Source organism: Planococcus sp. ANT_H30, from assembly GCF_008369335.1.
GTDB classification, from domain to species: Bacteria; Bacillota; Bacilli; order Bacillales_A; family Planococcaceae; genus Planococcus; species Planococcus kocurii.
On record NZ_VOBJ01000012.1, the window covers coordinates 14634 to 32442 of the forward strand.

The 17809-nt window shown below is 40.2% G+C and carries 21 protein-coding genes and 1 riboswitch; of the genes, 19 read left to right on the forward strand and 2 right to left on the reverse strand.

All coding sequences use genetic code 11. The features are described from left to right. The first annotated feature begins 204 nt into the window (after positions 1 to 204). Positions 205 to 1041 carry a 3-methyl-2-oxobutanoate hydroxymethyltransferase gene (gene panB / locus FQ085_RS16705; protein ID WP_058384003.1) on the forward strand — a complete coding sequence of 279 codons (837 nt, stop codon included), beginning with the start codon at positions 205 to 207 and terminating at the stop codon, positions 1039 to 1041. 100 nt (positions 1042 to 1141) lie between these two features. Here the strand turns inward: panB and FQ085_RS16710 are convergent, their stop codons facing one another. Together FQ085_RS16710 and FQ085_RS16715 are read right to left on the reverse strand one after the other, a co-directional pair. Next, on the reverse strand, positions 1142 to 2464 hold the full coding sequence (locus FQ085_RS16710; RefSeq protein WP_058384005.1) for a murein hydrolase activator EnvC family protein: 1323 nt from the start codon (positions 2462 to 2464) through the stop codon (positions 1142 to 1144). 367 nt (positions 2465 to 2831) lie between these two features. Continuing rightward, a complete protein-coding gene (locus tag FQ085_RS16715; RefSeq protein WP_058384006.1) occupies positions 2832 to 3296 on the reverse strand; it encodes a universal stress protein in 465 nt (154 codons plus the stop codon). Positions 3297 to 3481: 185 nt separating this feature from the next. On the opposite strand from FQ085_RS16715, the gene FQ085_RS16720 reads away from it, so the two are divergent. The 18 genes from FQ085_RS16720 (at position 3482) to FQ085_RS16805 (ending at position 17739) form a co-directional block, all read left to right on the forward strand. Beyond that, positions 3482 to 4183 (forward strand): Crp/Fnr family transcriptional regulator, encoded by a 702-nt coding sequence (locus tag FQ085_RS16720; protein WP_058384007.1) that lies wholly within the window; start codon positions 3482 to 3484, stop codon positions 4181 to 4183. A gap of 149 nt (positions 4184 to 4332) precedes the next feature. Then, positions 4333 to 4455 carry a hypothetical protein gene (locus FQ085_RS16725; RefSeq protein ID WP_058384008.1) on the forward strand — a complete coding sequence of 41 codons (123 nt, stop codon included), beginning with the start codon at positions 4333 to 4335 and terminating at the stop codon, positions 4453 to 4455. A 25-nt stretch (positions 4456 to 4480) separates the two neighbouring features. After that, complete coding sequence (locus tag FQ085_RS16730; RefSeq protein ID WP_149457199.1) at positions 4481 to 4954, forward strand: cytochrome c oxidase subunit II; 474 nt, start codon at positions 4481 to 4483, stop codon at positions 4952 to 4954. After that, the gene (locus FQ085_RS16735) at positions 4951 to 6603 is read left to right on the forward strand and encodes a b(o/a)3-type cytochrome-c oxidase subunit 1 (RefSeq protein ID WP_149457200.1); all 1653 of its coding nucleotides are present in this window, start codon (positions 4951 to 4953) and stop codon (positions 6601 to 6603) included. The genes FQ085_RS16730 and FQ085_RS16735 overlap by 4 nt, the downstream gene beginning before the upstream one ends. Positions 6604 to 6833: 230 nt before the next feature. Continuing rightward, a complete protein-coding gene (locus FQ085_RS16740) occupies positions 6834 to 7391 on the forward strand; it encodes a methyltransferase family protein (RefSeq protein WP_058384011.1) in 558 nt (185 codons plus the stop codon). 145 nt (positions 7392 to 7536) lie between these two features. Further along, on the forward strand, positions 7537 to 7956 hold the full coding sequence (locus FQ085_RS16745) for an organic hydroperoxide resistance protein (RefSeq protein ID WP_058384012.1): 420 nt from the start codon (positions 7537 to 7539) through the stop codon (positions 7954 to 7956). 23 nt (positions 7957 to 7979) lie between these two features. Next, positions 7980 to 8417, forward strand: a complete 438-nt coding sequence (locus FQ085_RS16750) for a MarR family winged helix-turn-helix transcriptional regulator (RefSeq protein WP_058384013.1) — start codon at positions 7980 to 7982, stop codon at positions 8415 to 8417. Between the two features lie 39 nt (positions 8418 to 8456). Beyond that, positions 8457 to 8933: a glutathione peroxidase gene (locus FQ085_RS16755; RefSeq protein ID WP_149457201.1), complete on the forward strand. Its 477-nt coding sequence runs from the start codon at positions 8457 to 8459 to the stop codon at positions 8931 to 8933. 262 nt (positions 8934 to 9195) lie between these two features. Beyond that, positions 9196 to 9933: a GTP pyrophosphokinase gene (locus FQ085_RS16760; protein WP_149457202.1), complete on the forward strand. Its 738-nt coding sequence runs from the start codon at positions 9196 to 9198 to the stop codon at positions 9931 to 9933. 22 nt (positions 9934 to 9955) lie between these two features. Further along, positions 9956 to 10561: a TetR/AcrR family transcriptional regulator gene (locus tag FQ085_RS16765; RefSeq protein ID WP_058384016.1), complete on the forward strand. Its 606-nt coding sequence runs from the start codon at positions 9956 to 9958 to the stop codon at positions 10559 to 10561. An 86-nt stretch (positions 10562 to 10647) separates the two neighbouring features. Next, a complete protein-coding gene (locus tag FQ085_RS16770; protein WP_058384017.1) occupies positions 10648 to 10833 on the forward strand; it encodes a DUF3934 family protein in 186 nt (61 codons plus the stop codon). Between the two features lie 208 nt (positions 10834 to 11041). Further along, entirely contained in the window at positions 11042 to 11818 is a 777-nt protein-coding gene (locus FQ085_RS16775; RefSeq protein ID WP_058384018.1) for a PAS domain S-box protein, read from the forward strand. A gap of 96 nt (positions 11819 to 11914) precedes the next feature. Next, a riboswitch (cobalamin riboswitch) is annotated at positions 11915 to 12091 on the forward strand. A 148-nt stretch (positions 12092 to 12239) separates the two neighbouring features. Then, on the forward strand, positions 12240 to 12725 hold the full coding sequence (locus tag FQ085_RS16780) for an acyl-CoA thioesterase (protein ID WP_058384019.1): 486 nt from the start codon (positions 12240 to 12242) through the stop codon (positions 12723 to 12725). A gap of 1 nt (position 12726) precedes the next feature. Continuing rightward, positions 12727 to 15012 (forward strand): ribonucleoside-diphosphate reductase subunit alpha, encoded by a 2286-nt coding sequence (locus FQ085_RS16785; RefSeq protein ID WP_149457203.1) that lies wholly within the window; start codon positions 12727 to 12729, stop codon positions 15010 to 15012. Positions 15013 to 15024: 12 nt separating this feature from the next. After that, positions 15025 to 16071: a ribonucleotide-diphosphate reductase subunit beta gene (locus tag FQ085_RS16790; RefSeq protein ID WP_149457204.1), complete on the forward strand. Its 1047-nt coding sequence runs from the start codon at positions 15025 to 15027 to the stop codon at positions 16069 to 16071. After that, positions 16052 to 16504 carry a flavodoxin domain-containing protein gene (locus FQ085_RS16795; protein WP_071152851.1) on the forward strand — a complete coding sequence of 151 codons (453 nt, stop codon included), beginning with the start codon at positions 16052 to 16054 and terminating at the stop codon, positions 16502 to 16504. Before FQ085_RS16790 ends, FQ085_RS16795 begins: the two co-directional genes overlap by 20 nt. Positions 16505 to 16960: 456 nt before the next feature. Beyond that, a complete protein-coding gene (locus FQ085_RS16800; RefSeq protein WP_058384022.1) occupies positions 16961 to 17365 on the forward strand; it encodes a DUF1259 domain-containing protein in 405 nt (134 codons plus the stop codon). 26 nt (positions 17366 to 17391) lie between these two features. Further along, a complete protein-coding gene (locus tag FQ085_RS16805; protein WP_149457205.1) occupies positions 17392 to 17739 on the forward strand; it encodes a GNAT family N-acetyltransferase in 348 nt (115 codons plus the stop codon). Positions 17740 to 17809: the final 70 nt, after the last annotated feature.

Genomic DNA, 17809 nt, shown 5'->3' on the forward strand with positions numbered 1-17809 from the left:
CCTAACGCAACTTCTGCTATAGTGACATGAAGGGCAGTATCCTTGCTGAACTGCACCCCCAAAATTGCTCAACAACTGCATAGTTCTGCCTTGATCTTAAATCGACAGGGACGGAGAAAACCTACAATAAACTTTCTGCCCGTCTGTCCAAAATTGGAAAGATGGGCTTTATTTTTGGTTTTCCTCCCAAAAGGAGAGAAAAAAATGAAGAATACCGCATCACTCATCAAAATGAAAACACAAAACGAAAAAATCGCCATGCTGACCGCTTATGATTACCCGTCAGCCAAGCTTGCTGAAGAAGCTGGAATCGATGTCATTTTAGTCGGCGATTCTTTAGGAATGGTCGTTCTTGGATATGATTCTACTGTAAAAGTAACCGTAGATGACATGATTCATCACGGAAAAGCAGCTCGTCGCGGAGCTCCCGACACATTTTTAGTGGTAGATATGCCATTTGCTTCGTTTCACGGAAGCGCACAACGTATACTGGATAACGCTGTTCAAATTTTTCAGGAGACTGGAGCGGAAGCGGTAAAAGTAGAAGGTGCAGATGAGGTAGTTGACGCCATACAATTATTAACACGTGCCGGCATTCCGGTTGTTGCGCATCTCGGATTGCTGCCTCAGTCAGCAGGTGTTCTAGGCGGTTATAAAGTTCAAGGGAAAACCGCAGATGCCGCACAAAAGCTAATTGAGGATGCACAAGCTTGTGAAGCAGCAGGAGCGTGTATGCTGGTTCTGGAATGTATTCCGTACCAATTAGCTGACAAAGTCACCACAGCTCTCACCATCCCGGTCATCGGCATTGGAGCGGGCAGTGAAACAGATGGCCAAGTTTTGGTTTATCACGACACCTTGAAATACGGATCGCACCATTTGCCGAAATTTGTACGGTCTTATGCAGAAACAGGCGAGATCATAAAAAACGGCTTGATTCAGTACGTCAATGAAGTGAAATCAAACACATTTCCTGCGGAGGAACACCGCTTTACGATGAGGGAAGAAGAACTCCAGCAGTTGTATGGAGGAAAAGAATAGGTAAACAAGCTAAACCCCGCCATCTTGAAAAAGATAGCGGGGTTTTCTTGTAGACGAAAGAATATTTGAGACAGTCAAAGAATAAATATTCTTTATCGTATTATCGTACGTAAGGAGAAGGGTTAACAGCGTTTGAACGTGCGCCATTCCAAGGTCCTACGTGAATTTCAAAGTGAAGGTGTGTACCAGTCGAGCGACCAGTGCTACCCATGCCGCCTACTTGTTGACCTTGTGAAACAGATTGACCTACTGATACGTTGATGGAATTCATATGAGCGTATACCGTAGCGTGTGTTTGGCCATTAATAGAATGTGTAACGATCACAACGTTGCCGTATCCGCCCATGTTGCCAGCATAAGAAACGATTCCGCTAGCTGCAGCAGAGATAGGTGTTCCAGTTACGTTCGCAATATCCATTCCGAGATGGGATTCTGCGCCTACGCCGATGTCTCTTCCGCCAAAGCCAGAAGTAAAGCGTCCAGATGCAGGTAAGATAAATGTTGAACTGCCTGCGCTAGAAGCAGGTGGAGCTACCGCTTGTACAGGTGCTGTAGCTGATGCCGATGCTTGACGCTGAGCTTCCGCTTTACGTGCAGCAGCTTCTTTAGCTAAACGTGCTTGTTCTGCTTTACGGGCGACTTCTGCCAGGCGTGCTTGTTCTGCACCAATTTTCTTTTCAAGAGCTGCACTAATATCTAGTGTTTCACTATGTTTTGTTTCAAGCGTTGATTTTTCTTTAGCTAAACGTGCTTGTTCTGCTTTTAAGTCTTTTTCAAGTTTTGCTTGTGCATTTTTCTGAGAGGCTAGTGAATTTTTCAAATTGACTAATTCCGCTTTTTGAGCTTCCTGCTCGGCTAACTTTGTTTCTACTTCCGCTTTTTGTTCAGCAAGAAGTTTTTTGTCTGCTGCTTGTTCACGCATGATTTCACGATCTGCTTCGATTAAGATGTTGACTGCTGAAAAGCGGTCAATGAAATCAACAAAACTATTTGCGCCAAGAAGCACATCTATGTAGTCTACTGATCCACCACTTAATTGAATGGCACGTGCACGTTCTTTTAAAAGTTCTTCGCGTTCTGCAATTTTTCGTTCAAGTTCTTTAATCGACTTTTGCAATTCGTCGATTTCAACTTTTGTTTGGTCGATTTCTGCTTGAGCAACGTCGATTTTGTCTTGTGTTTCGATGAGTTGATTATCCAACTCGCGGATTTTTGCGATGATTTTCTCGAGCGTGGTTTGGTTTTGAGAAATTTCGTTTGTTTTTTGTTGGATACCGGAGTTTAACTCGCTTTGCTTTTGCTTAACCTCTTGCTGTTGTTTCTCTAAATCGCTTAATTTATCTGCGCTTGCAGCAGGCAAAAACATCGTTAAAGCCAACACAGCCGATAAAGCGATCGTTAGAAATTTAGATAATGTATTCAAGCTTTTGCTCCCCTTTCGTTGTCCGTGACTATCTATGAGTTGTTTTAAAAAATTTTACTTAATGAGAATTTTCCTGCCTAGTTGTTTCGTTCAGGAAAAATCCAGCAGACTTATTGTAACACCGCATAAACCTATTTATTATTACAGTTTCTTATCAATTTGAATTCGAACATGACAAAACATCACGAAATAACAGTAAATTGTCATTTAATAATGAAAAAACGTTCATATAGCTTACGTTTTTTGAAAATTATATTTTTTCTAATTAATTGAATGGTTAATATGGAGGATGATTATGAGGGGGAGTTGTGATAGAGAGTGACTAATCAAAAAAGCCTTCTCCCAATTTTATGGGAGAAGGCTGTTGTTAGTCGGTTGCTAATAAGTCAGGTTGTTCTCTTCGAACGATTAACACATCACATTTAGCTGTGCGAACGATTCTTTCAGAGACGCTGCCCATTATGAATCGCTCAGCGGCATTTAAGCCAGTTGCTCCACAAATAATAACGTCAGCATGTAGTTTGGGTGCTAATTCTTTTGGAATAACGATTTTGGGTACACCATATTCAATGATGACATTTACATTTTCGACACCAGCAGCTAATGCTTCTTCTTTGTACTTACCTAATAATTCTTCAGAAGTTTTTTTCGTCCGATCTGCAATGGTGCGATCGTAAGCTTCGATAGAACCGAACGATCGATTATCGATGATATGAACCAAATGCAAAGTGGCGTTATTGCGCGTAGCTGCGGCTGCACCTTTTCTAAAAGCAAGTTCTGATTCCTCAGAGCCATCTACTGCTACTAAAATATTCGAATATTTTAACGTCATTTTGCGATTCCTCCTCGTCTCTATAGCTAGTGATTCGCTATAAGTTAAAGGAGTTCCTTCTTATTTGTCATAATCTTTCCATGATAGATGTCCGAATGGTGAAGTTCCGAATAAATAACAAGAGATTTATGATAAGATGAGTCAAACTGAACAGTTCGGAAAACAGCAGGAGAGGCTGGTGCGAGATGAAAAAAAGCAGTGAAAGCACGAAGTCGTTGACAGGAATAGAAGAATTGCTGTCTATCCGCCATCAAGTTAAAGAATTTAAAAAGGATCATTACTTGTTTCGTGAAGGAGATAGGGTCGAGGGAATTTTTATTATCCGCTCTGGTAAAATTAGCATTGAAAAAGTGACGCCGAACGGTCGTGAACTTACGCTAAAAATTTGTGGTCCAGATCAGCTCGTCGGTGAAGTCACTATTTTTTCTGAAGCACCAACATATATGTTAGATGCTCGTGCAGTTGAAGAGACCGTATGTTTTCATATAGGGATGAAAGATTTAGAAGAGGCATTGCTGCTGAATAGTCAGCTTGCGATGAATTTTATGAAATGGATGGGCATCGATCAGCAAAAAACCCAAACAAAATTTCGTGATTTATTGCTTCATGGTAAAAAAGGAGCTTTGTACTCAACGTTAATCAGGCTCACCAATAGCTACGGAGTTGAAACAGAAAAAGGAATTTTGATTGATATGGTGCTGACAAATCAAGAGCTGGCTAATTTTTGTGGGATGACGAGAGAAGTAGTTAATCGTCTACTCGGAAATTTGAAAAAAAATGGAACACTGAGCTTGTCTGAAGGAAAAATTCTTCTGCATGACGTGGAACATTTAAAAACAGAAACAAATTGTGAAAACTGTCCCATTTACCTATGCAAAATCGATTAGTGAAAAGCCTGCCCATGTGGTGGGCTTTTTTTGTTGTGAATTTGTGAATTTGTTAAAAAAAGATGCGCAGTGTGAGAAATATCACAGTGTGAAACCTCAAGATAGCATAGTCTAAAAGTAATGATGATAGGAATAAGAGGTGAGGGAAAATGCGTCAAGAAAAGCAAGAGCCGGAGACGAACCTTAACGGAACTTTCGCAAGTGTTCTTATCGTGGGAGTAATCATTGTGGTGATGTGGGTCGCTGTTTATTTGTTGTATGTAGCTCGTTAAGAAATGACGAAAGGAGTAGGTTAACATGCATTTGCATAAGTATGAAAAAATTTGGCTCGCGTTAGGGATCGCATCTCTAGTTGTATTTTTAAGCGTAGTAGGAGTGAGTGCATTTTCTCAGAATCACACACCTGCTGGAGGAATGGAAACCATTGATCCCAAAAAGGTAAATGAAACGGCACCGTTTGACAATCCGGGCGTTACTCAATTAGATGACGACACCTATCAAGCAACAATTGTGGCGATGGCCTTTGGATACACCGCACCGGAATTGAAAGTTCCAGTGGGCAAGGAAGTTGTTTTTAAAGTGACCAGCACCGATGTAGTTCACAGTTTTACAATTGATAACACGAAAGTCAATATGATGGTCGTTCCAGGTCGCATTACGACAAAATCTTACACGTTTGAAAAGCCCGGTACGTATTTGATTCTTTGCAATGAATACTGTGGGACTGGTCACCATATGATGTATACAGAAATAGAGGTGTATGAAGAATGATTGCTTTGCAGGATCGCAAAATTGCTTTATGGAATATCGGTGTCGCGTATGCTGCGTTTTTAATCGGAACTTTATGTGGACTTCTTCAAGTATTTATCCGAAATGATGCACTTCAATTACCAGCGTGGTTAGATTATTATCAGATTTTAACGGCACATGGTGTTTTACTGGCACTTATTTATACGACATTTTTTATTTTCGGATTTTTTATTACAGGTATGAGTAAAAGCTTAGGCAGCTTTGGACCTAAAGTTCGCTTGTTTTCTTGGATTGGTTTTTGGGTGACGTTGCTTGGGACTGTTATGGCAACGGTCATGATCATTTCTGGACAAGCCTCTGTCATGTATACATTTTATGCACCTTTAAAAGCAAGCGGCTTTTTCTATGTCGGACTTGCGTTGGTCATTATTGGAACGTGGATTAGCAGTTTCGCATTGGTCGGTCATTACCGCGTATGGCGTAAAAATAACAAAGGTCAATTGAGTCCTTTGTTTGCCTTTATGACCATTACCACCATAATTATGTGGATCATCGCGTGTCTAGGTGTTGTAGCGACTGTGCTTTTCCAATACATTCCGTGGGCGTTCGGGTGGACCGATACAATTGACGTCGAACTCAGCCGCTCGTTATTTTGGTATTTTGGTCATCCACTTGTCTATTTTTGGTTGCTGCCAGCCTATATGGCTTGGTACGTAATTGTACCAAAACTACTAGGTGTAAAAGTATTCAGTGATTCTCTGGCACGGTTGTCTTTCGTTCTGTTTATTTTATTTTCAATTCCAGTTGGTTTTCATCATCAGTTGACAGAACCCGGTATCTCAAATTTTTGGAAGTTTCTTCAAGTGGTCTTGACGTTCATGGTCATTGTTCCTTCCTTAATGACGGCGTTCTCGATGTTTGCAACGTTTGAAATTGCAGGTCGTAAAAACGGTGGCAAAGGTCTTTTCGGTTGGTTTACGAAATTGCCTTGGAAAGATATTCGCTTTACGTCTATTTTTATCGCCATGCTGTTCTTTATTCCCGGTGGAGCTGGCGGAATTATCAATGCAAGTTTCCAGTTAAACGAAGTGGTTCATAATACATTATGGATTGTTGGACATTTCCACATTACTGTAGGAACTCCGGTAGCGATGACATTTATGGGCGTAACATTTTGGCTGATTCCCTATTTAACGGGTCGTAAATTTACTAAATCTATGAAAGTTTTAGGACTGGTGCAAATTATCACGTGGTCTATCGGAATGCTATTAATGTCGACAGCGCAGCATCTATTAGGTCTTCTCGGAGCACCAAGAAGAACCGCTTACTCTAGTTATAACAATCATCCCTCTTCAGCAGAATGGTTTGATGGTATTTTAACCAATCATGTCACAATGGCAATTGGCGGCAGCATTTTATTTGTGTCGGCAATGATCTTGATTTACATCGTTGTCATGACGATGTTCCTTTCGCCAAAAGCTGTTGAAGCGAAAGATAGGGTTGAGTTTCCGTTGGCTGAAAGTGATATGAGCAATACACCGAAATGGTTAGAAAATTGGTGGATTTGGATTGGGCTTGCTTTGGCACTCATTGTACTTGCCTATGCAATTCCATTAACACATATGATTCAACATGCACCGCCAGGCTCAGAAGGATTCAAAACGTGGTAGGAGTTGAAGAATAATGTTCACAATGGTTTTATCGTTAATGATTGTGTTTATCGCATTTACTGCAATGTTAGTTGAAATCTCTTCTATAGAAGATTGAACAGGAGGCAGTCAAGAAATCAGTTTACGTGATTTCTTGACTGTCTTTTTAATTTTATGAGTAGTCGCAATTGTGTTGTGTGGCAGCTTTCGATATATTGGAAAGAAAGAGACAGGAAGTTGAGGCTTATGCGATGACGATTTTAGAATGGCTGTTTACAGCAATAAGTGTGTTTTGGCTAAGTGAATTTCTAATTTTTCGCAATCGTGGGATTGGCCAAGGCGATTCGTTGGAAAAACGTACGTTTTTTTCGATTTTCGGCGTATTGATCGCAACAATTCTAGTGGCCTTTGCATTGCAAGAACTGGCACCGTTTGAATCACTCGTAGTTGTCGGGCAACTAGTAGGTGTCATCTTACTTGCTGCGGGTGTGTTTTTGCGGTTTTGGGGAATTTTACACTTGAAAACACAATTCACACGTTACGTTACAGTTCGAGAAGGCGATGAAATCGTCAGTACCGGGCCTTACCAGAAGCTACGGCATCCATTGTATACGGGTTTGTTGTTGATCACACTTGGCATGGCGCTTTTCTTTAGCAGTATGATTGCAGCCGTTGTGGGAGGGAGTGCCATGATTTGGGCATTACTTCAACGCATCAATTATGAAGAGGCGTTGCTTATTGAGAAATTTGGGTCTGATTATGAGCAGTGGATGAAGCAGCGCGCTCGATTGATTCCGTTTATTTACTAATCATAAGATCTGAGCAAAAGCTATTATTTTCTTCTGTGGAGAATAATAGCTTTTTATTGAAAGTGTGAGCATTTTCTTTTACATCGTACACGATATAATTTAATGTAGATCGTGTAAGATATAAATGGATGGAGGAACATATATAATGAAAACACTATTTGAAACAACAATGATTAATACAGGCGGAAGAGACGGAGCGGTTTATTCACCGGATAACATTTTTTATATGGACGTAGCAAAACCACAGGCTCTTGGTGGAAGCGCAACAACTGCGACAAATCCTGAGCAGCTTTTTGCGGCAGGCTATAGCGCATGCTTTAACAGTGCGTTGGAATTGGTACTAGAAGCCGACAAAGTGGACATAGAGAAAAGCGAAGTAACCGCGACTGTTGCGCTGATTGTGGATAAAGACAACGGCGGTGTGAAACTAGCTGTGAAACTAGTTGTTGATATTACTGGGATTAGTGAAGAGTTAAAGCGGACATATGTTGAAAAAGCACATCATACGTGCCCGTACTCAAAAGCGATTCAAGGATCTGTGGATGTGGAACTAAGCATTCTATAATAATTCATGTAGGTGAGAGAAGAATGGAAAAACCAACAAAACTGGATCAGCAATTATGCTTTGAAGTGTATAAAGCTTCCAGTAATTTTTCGAAAATGTATGCTAAAGCACTAGAGCCGTTCAACCTAACATTTACGCAGTATCTCGTGTTGCTCGTTCTATGGGATGAAGACAAACTGCTAACAAAAAATATCGGTGAGCGACTAGGACTTGGCACAGGAACGTTAAATCCTATTCTTAACCGGATGATTGAACGTGGTAGGCTAATTAAACAGCAGTCCGAAACGGATAAGCGTGCATTTGTCATTTCGTTGACGGAAAAGGCCAAAAGCGAACAATTAGCGGTTGAACAAGCTGTCTTTGAGAAAGTCACTAGCTGCAATTTTATGGGGGTCAACGCAATAGCGTTGATGAAAAACTTAAAAGAGTTGAATGCCGCTTTCAAAACCATGGATTTGTAAGGAAAATGGCTTGAATCACTAAATAAGGAGTGATGGCAGATGAATATTTACGATATTGCCGTACCGAAACCGAATGGTGAAGAATATCAGTTAAGTGAATATAAAGGAAAAGCGATGTTAATTGTTAACACCGCCACAAAATGTGGGCTGAGAGATCAGTTTGATGGCTTAGAAAAAATGTACGAAGATTATAAGGACCAAGGATTAATGGTTTTAGGATTTCCGTCCAATCAATTTAAACAAGAAGAAGCCACTGGAGAAAAAGCGCAAGAAGCTTGTCGTATGACATATGGTGTTACTTTTCCTATGCATGACTTAGTAAAAGTGAACGGCGAAGACGCACATCCGCTTTTTAACTATTTGACTAGCAACACAAAAGGATTTTTGACAAGTGGTATCAAATGGAACTTCACGAAATTTCTAATTGACCAGAACGGTAAAATCGTTTCACGATTTTCTCCAAAAGATACACCTGAATCGTTTGAAAAGGACATTCAGAAAGTACTTTCCGAGTAACTAGCAAAGAGCCATGCCCACTCGATCGGGTATGGCTCTTTTTATATGTGGATATGACATGTTGTCACTTCTTGTTAGACATATGACATTCTGTCATGTTAAGCTTTACTTGTGAAAGTGACAAGGTGTCACTCGTATGCGTTCGGTTTAGAAATATAAAAATAAAACTACGACTGTACGTTGGAAAATCAAAATTGAGCAGAGCAGGTTCATAGTTGAAGAAGGATAAAGTGGATGTTTGAAAATGGAAGGAGACAACAAAATGGAAGCTAGTATAAAAGACGACTTACGAAAAATGAAAGATTCTCAAAAAGAAATTATGAGATTTATGATGGGCTACAAGTTCGCATTAGATGAAATAAATACAAAAATTAATATCTTACAGCAGGAATTCCAATTTGTTCATGACTATAATCCAATTGAAAATGTCAGTTCAAGAGTTAAATCTCCTGAAAGCATTATGAAAAAAGCGACAAAAAAAGGAATCGAACTTTCACATTCAGATATTAAAAAGACGATTAAAGACATAGCGGGAATTCGAATTACGTGTTCATTTGAAACGGATATCTATCGGCTAAGTACAATGCTACAAAACCAAGCTGATTTAAAAGTTCTTGACGTGAAGGATTACATCAAGAATCCAAAGCCAAACGGTTACCGCAGTTTGCATTTATTGCTGGTGGTTCCTGTTTTTATGTCGGACCGCGTGGAAGAAGTTTGTGTAGAAGTGCAAATCAGAACCATTGCGATGGATTTTTGGGCCAGCCTCGAACATAAAATCTACTATAAATACAATAAAGAAGTTCCCGTTGATATTATTAGAGAGTTGAAAGAATCGGCAGAATCAGCAGCACAATTAGATCGCAAAATGGAAAAAATTCAGCTGCGTATGAACAAGTTGAAAGACCAGATTGGTGATGATGAAGATCTTTCTGAGATTTTGATTGATAAAGAACGGTTCCGTTTACCAACTAATTTCACGTTAAATAGAATGACATAAGTTGATAGAAAGGAAGACAGCGATGCCAAAACTAACCTTTTATAATTTACCTAAGGACAAGCAACAGCACTTGATTGGAGCAGCTAAACAGGAATTCTCAAATGCATCTTTGTCAGAGGCTTCTATTGCTAATATCGTTAAAGCAGCGGGGATTTCTCGAGGCAGCTTTTATCAATATTTTGAAGGGAAAGAAGATCTTTATTTTTACTTGCTGAATGGCTACGCGGTCGAACAAAAACAAATTTTCAAAACAATATTGCAGAAAAAAAGTGGGGATCTATTTCAAGCTATTAGTGAATTTTACCGATTTACCGTAAACGAAGAAGAATTACTCGACTTTAAACGAAACGTCCTTTTGAATATGACAGAACAAGTAGAAACTAAATTTATTAAAATTGTCAATGAAGAAGAGTCTGCAGAAGAATTCCGAGCGATTAGCCTTTTGATCGATACGACCAAGTTAAACGTTTCTGGAAACAAAGAACTATACCATCTGCTTAAAATTATGATGTCGGTGACCGTTAGGAATTGGATTGAATATTTCGCTAAAAACTTAACGATTGATGAGTCTATTGCAAATTACGAATTAGAATTAAAGTTGTTGAGAACAGGGCTTTCCCGTGTCTAACAAGAACATTTTGTTTAATTTTACGGCTTGATGTGATAAGATGTACTTCATCGTTGCAGTAATGTAGCAGTAATGGAGTGATTAAAATGAGCAAAGCAAAAGCGAAACCGAAAAGTGGTACGGGTCAGGGAACTGGCAAAAAAGGATGGACTCGCTGGAAATCCGGTGCCAACAAAGCGAAGAGTTTTAAACCGTATACCAGCAAAAATACTAAAAAAGCGGACGAGCCGAAAACAGAAAAAGAACTAGCTTCTGAATGGGTCGATGCATAGATAGGAAAGTAGAGAGAGTTGCTTAACCGGCAACTCTTTTTAATTTGATGTGAACTTCTAGTGGACGATAAGAAATTTCTGTCTTATAAGTGATGAAAGGATTAAGAATAGATCAGCTGTTTTTACGTGTTACTTAACACTGAAAGTTTTCTCGAAAAAGTGTAAAATAGGATGTAGATAGTTTCCGAAACGGAAGGGGTGAAGGGATATGCCGAATGCACCAACTTCGTTAGCGAGTATTCCAGAAAAAGAAAAAATGTATCAGGACATTGTGAATTATTCTGACGAAACAACAATTATCCATTCAAATCAGAAGGTTTTATATATAAACCAATCAGGTGCTGAATTTTTTAAAGCGAAGCAAGAAGAAGTTGTGGGCGCAGATGTAGTAGAGGTCTTTACAGACGACTACAAAGAATTAATTACGAAGCGAATTCAAAAAGGGATGGAAAATCGTACAATTGGAGAGTTGATGGAAACGACTGTTAGACGTTTTGACGGGACTTTAGCCGATGTTGAATTGTATTGTTACCCAGTTCAGTACGGAGAAACGGTAGCCATCCAGTCCACTATGCGTGATATCACGCTTCAGAAAAAAATGTCGCATGACTTACGCCAACTTAAAAACGAAATTTCAGCACCAATTGTTCCGATTATTGATGGACTAGCTGTGTTGCCACTTGTAGGATCAGTCGATGGGGATCGGAGTATGCGCCTGCTGGATATTATCCCGCAGAAAGTTCAAGGAGAAAATTTGCATTGTCTCATTATTGATGTTTCAGGGATTTATAATATTGATAATGTGGTTGCAGAATTTCTATACAAAATTGATCAAATCATGCGCTTGTTAGGCATTCAGCTTATTTTTACAGGAATTCGTCCTGAACTGGCATTAAAAGCTGTCGATGTGCGCGTAGACTTTAGCAAACTAAAGACAATGAGTACCGTAAAACAAGCGTTAAAACAATATTTGACGGCTAATTAACACGAGTTTGTAAATAGTCTTGTTAAAAGTATGAAAGTGGTTTATAGTGTATAGATACAACATTTAGTGTTTTTTATTATTCAAATAACTATATGTAGTGAAAATATTGATAAAGGTGCCTGAAAAGGCTTAAAAGGGAATCCGGTAATACCGGAGCTGTACCCGCAACTGTAAGTGCTGACGAGCTATCACAATCCACTGTCCAATGGACGGGAAGGAGATAGCAGAGGATGACGCACAAGCCAGGAAACCTGCCTTTGTTCTAAGTTTATGATCTTCTCCGGGAGTTGAGAAGGATAACGAAGATATTCTGCGCGAGCAGCTATTTTTTGCTGCCTTTCTCCGCTATTCTGCGTTTTCCACCCCATCCTCCCTGAGAGGATGGGTTTTTTTGTTTTACATAGAAGGAGGAAATGCAATCATGACAGAACCATTAGCAGCAGGTGTGGCAAGAACCATTCAAACAAAATTAGTGTTGCCACCTGATACGAATCATTTAGGAACGATATTCGGTGGAACCGTACTCGCGTATATTGATGAAATTGCCGCTATTACTGCCATGAGGCACAGCGGAAAAGCAGTCGTTACAGCTTCGATTGATACGGTGAATTTTTTATCTTCCGCTAAAGTAGGGGACATTTTCATCTTAGAAGGTGTTGTAATATCGACAGGAAGAACATCGATGGAAGTGTATGTTAAAGCAGAATGTCAGCAGATTGAAACCGGCAATAGAAATTTGACGACGACAGCTATTTTGACAATGGTTGCAGTCGACAGTGACGGCAAACCGACACCGGTCGTTGGTGTTATACCAGAAACTCCTGCTGAAAAAGAATTATTTAAAAGCGCACAGGAGCGGAAACAGCGACGCATGAAAGTGAACGAATTCGCAAAGGAGTTATGCTGATATGAATATGAAAACAGATACAACAGAAATGGACGCAGTAGAAAAAGCGCTCAAGCGAGCAACTGAGGTTTATGGACTAGATACGCGCGAGCTACTAGAGCGAGCAGCAAAACTCGCTGAACAAGCAAAAGGCGAGCAATCCTTACTTTATGCATTAAATCGCATCACAATGGACGAGCCAGACTGGACTTACGTAGCGGCAGAGTTGTATGTCAGTGATTTGTATAAGAAAGCCGCAAGCAGCCGCAATTATTCCGCTACTGAAAAATATGGTGACTTTTATGAGTTAATCAAAGCATTAACACAAGTCGGGATCTACTCAAAAGAGCTCTTAGCTTCTTATTCTCAAGAAGAGATTACAGAAATAGGTCAAGAAATCGAGCCGAGTCGGGATTTGCTATTTAATTACATCGGTTTGTTTTTACTGGCAGATCGTTATTTGGCAAAAGACTATGAAGGGCAGTTGTTTGAACTTCCGCAAGAGCGCTTTTTAGTTATTGCCATGACGTTAATGCAAAATGAGCCGCAAGAGCGTCGATTAGAGCTCGTTAAAGAAGCGTATTGGGCGATGAGTCATTTGTATATGACCGTTGCGACTCCAACTTTATCGAATGCAGGTAAAAGTTTTGGGCAATTGTCTTCGTGTTTTATCGATACGGTAGACGATTCTTTAGACGGCATTTACTTAAACAACTGGGATATCGCGCGCCTTAGTAAAGATGGTGGGGGCATCGGCATTTATTACGGCAAAGTGCGAGCGTTAGGCTCAGACATTAAAAAATTCAAAGGCAATTCTTCGGGTGTCGTACCGTGGATTCGTTTGCTTAATGATACAGCGGTCAGTGTCGATCAGCTAGGTCAACGTCAAGGAGCAGTCGCGATTTACTTAGACGTCTTCCATAAAGACATTATGAACGGCTTCTTGGATTTGAAAACCAATAATGGCGACGAGCGCCGCAAAGCACATGATATTTTCACAGGTGTATCAATTCCAGATTTGTTTATGGAGCGTCTGCAAGAAAAAGACGAAAACGGACGCAGTATTGGGGAATGGCATACGTTCTGTCCACACCAAGTCAAGCAAGTGATGGGCTGGAAAGATGCGAATGGTAATGCGTTAGGGCTAGAAGACTTTTACGATGAAAAAGACACCAAATACTTTAGCGATAAATACCAAGAAGCAGTCGATCATCCGTTATTGCCGCGTAAAACGTATCGCGCAATGGAAATTATGGCGCGCATCATGGTGTCTCAGCTAGAAACTGGCACACCGTATATGTTTTACCGTGACGAAGTCAATCGTCAAAATCCGAACAAGCACACAAGAGGTCGCGGGCTGACATCGATTTATTGCAGTAACTTGTGTACAGAAATTATGCAAAATATGTCAGCTACTACTATTGTTAAAGAATATACTGATGAAGACGGCAACCTCGTTATGATCCGCAAGCCAGGCGATTTTGTGGTTTGTAATTTGTCATCGATCAACTTGCCAAGAGCGGTCAAAGCTGACGTATTAGCGCGTTTAGTACCGATTCAAACACGCATGCTTGATAACGTCATTGACTTGAATACGATTTCAGTAGGACAAGCTGAAGCAACAAATAAAAAATACCGCGCAATTGGTTTAGGAACGTTCGGATGGCACCACTTACTTGCACTTGAAGGCATCCATTGGGAAAGTGAAAAAGCGGTTGAGTTTGCCGATAAGCTTTACGAGGAAATTGCTTATCAAACGATACGTGCTTCTATGCAACTAGCAGAAGAAAAAGGCGCGTTCAGTCAGTTTTCAGGTTCTGAATGGCACACAGGCGAGTATTTTGAACGTCGCAACTACACAAGTGAGCGGTGGAATGACTTGCAACAGCAAGTGGCAACAACAGGAGTTCGAAATGGCTGGATGATGGCTGTTGCACCTAACTCATCAACTGCGAAAATTGGTGGTTCAACAGACGGCATTGATCCGCTATACGCAGTGGAATACGCAGAAGAGAAAAAGAATTTCAAATTTAAAGTGACTGCACCAGACTTGGATCACAACACGTATGACTATTATCGTCGTTCGCGTCACGTATTGGACCAAAAATGGAGCATTCGACAAAATGCAGCGCGTCAACGCCATATTGATCAATCGATTAGCTTTAACTTTTATGTGCCGCACACGATTAAAGCAAAAGAGTTGTTGGAATTACATTTAGAAGCATGGAAGCAAAACTTAAAAACGACTTACTATGTCCGCAGTACGTCTCAGGCAGAAATCGAAGAATGCGAAGCATGCCAAAGCTAAAGGAGAATTCTCATGACGATACATGAACCGTTAACAAAGATTAAATTATTAAATCCGGAGCACCCAAACAAATCGACTGGCGTGTTGAACGGCCAGTCTTCAGGGCTGTTAAACTGGAACGACATTGCTTATCCGCAAATGTATGATTTGTATCAAGCACTGCTTGCTAACTTCTGGAAAGCACAAGAAATTAATATGCAAGACGACATCAAGCAATGGGATAGCTTGAGCGATGTAGAAAAGGATGTCTTTTTACGGATTAACACGCAATTAGCGTCACTCGACAGCTTGCAAACGCCGACGATGAGTCAGGCAATGGACTACGTGACGGATTCGAGCTTTAAAGCCATTTTTGCAGTCATTTCTCAGCAAGAAGCGGTACACACCGAGTCGTATTCGTATATTTTAAGTTCACTTGTTTCCGTGAGCGAACAAAACGCACGCTTCAATCAAGCAAAAAGCGATCCAGTTGTTCAAAAACGAAATGAGTTAATTTTGGATGCATACGAGGAATTTCGCCAAAACCCAACGCCGCAGAATTTGTTTAAGCTGAGCGTCAATTCCATTAACCTCGAAGGTATTTATTTTTATGCCGGCTTTGCGTTTTTCTACCATTTAGCACGCCAGCAAAAAATGCTGAAAACCAGTACGATGATCAGCTATATTCAACGCGACGAAATGCAGCATGCGTATTTTATCGCGCAATTTATCCGCATTATGCTGACAGAAAATCCGGAATTGCATACAGCTGAAAACATTCAATATATTTATACAACGATCGACAAAGCGGTACAGCTAGAAAAAGAATGGGCGCATTACATTTTGGCTGATATTGAGGGCTTGGATTTGGTTGAGTTTGAGGGCTACGTTGAGTATTTGGCCAATAAGCGTCTGCGTCAGCTAGGACTAGATAATTTATACGAAGAACGCAGCAATCCGATGCCTTGGATTCACGTATTTGGTGATGACATGATGAACGACACAAAATCGGATTTCTTTGAACAGAAATCACGCACGTATACGAAAGTGTCGCAGTCGAATGGTTTTGACGAGCTATAAGCCGAAACTGGCGATTGTCTATGCTTCTGTTACCGGCAACACAGAACAATTAGCAGAGATGCTGCAAGCAGCTATTTTGCAACAAGGACTTCATACCGAGCTATACAAAATAGAAGATTTTCCACTAGCAGCCTTGTCGGATTTCGATACGCTGTTAATTGGAACGTATACGTGGGGAAGTGGTGAAATTCCTGGAGAACTGCGCGATTTATATCATGCGATTGAAAAACTAGAACACAAAGAATTGCAGACGGCGGTTTTCGGGACGGGCGATAGTTTTTTCGCAGAGTTTTGTGGAGCAGTCGATCGTTTTCGAGACATGCTGTACGTAAAGACAACACTAGTTGCCAGTTTGAAAGTAGAATTAACACCGCAGCCGCGTGACTTTATTCGCTGTGAAAAATTAGCTGAGCTGATTCAATCTACTAAATGACAAAACCAAGATAATGAACTAACCCCTAAACGATAGCCACTTTTAACGTGAGCCGTTTAGGGTTTTTTTATTTTCCAAAAAGTGTTTACTTTTCGGAAACAGGGTATAGAAGATAAAAGAGCGAAAATGTAAATTCTCTCTACTTCCAGTCGTATAAAACGTTGGAACTTTTTGTTGTGAACTTTTATTTGCTGTATTTTAAGATGCTAGATACACCTATACGAGAGAGCAGATTAAAAAGTACGGAAATTCGGCGTTCCCGTCAAAAAAATCTACTCCATAGATGTCTATAAATGTAATCATATATACCGTTAATGATTTGGCTGGATGTAACAGACAATAGTGCTGTAAACAACGCCGAAGAGAATCGTACGATTCTTTTCGGCGTTTTTCTGTCTACATTTCTTTTCCAAAAGGATAGATAAGTTTGGGCAAAAAATAGAGAGGGTGAGCTGGATGAAGCAATTGCAACAATTAGCTGAACGAGTAGGCATACTGATGAACGCAGAAGTAGAGTTACAGGCAGGAGAATGTTTAGTTAAAAGAAAAAGAACGATCAATATTGTTTCTCATAATAAAAATTTTAGTTGTACGTTAGATCACGATATTTCTTTTAAACATGTACAAGAAAATGGAGATGCACTCAATCAGGCAGAGATTTTTTTGCTGCCAAGCGAGCTAGATTCGTTTATCAATGCGCTTCATCAATACCCGATTCCATTGCCAACAACTTATCAGCATCGTGTGGATACGAATCCGGACATCATCTGCGTTTACTTGTCGTCAGAAGAACCACCTGAAGATTTTGCTAGGAGACTATCAACTGCTCTCAATGCCATTCAACAAAATTCTTTAGTTTGAAGGACTAGCGAAAGAGGGGGATATTGATGATTCACAGATATAGAAAATTGCATGAAAAAATTGCAATGGGTTTGCTAGCATACATGCCCCAAGAGCGAAATGTGAAACAGTTGAAAAAGACGATGGCGCTATACAACGAGCGTCCGAATTGGCAACTTTTCTTCTGGAAAGCAGACAATTACTATGTGGGCATTATTGGTATTCACGTAGAAGACGACGAGTTTTTCACAGTCCAGCACATTTCCGTGCTTCCTTCATTTCGAGGAGAAGGTATGGGTCATGAAATGATAGTATCTGTCGGAAGAGTAATGGGGAACCGCCAAGCAAAACCTTCTAAAGAAACAAAGAGTTTTATGACGAAGTGCAGCGCATAAAGGGGGTTCAAAATAGATTGATGGAGAAAAATGATTGGTTTTCCTCCATCAATTTTTATTTTGTAGCCTT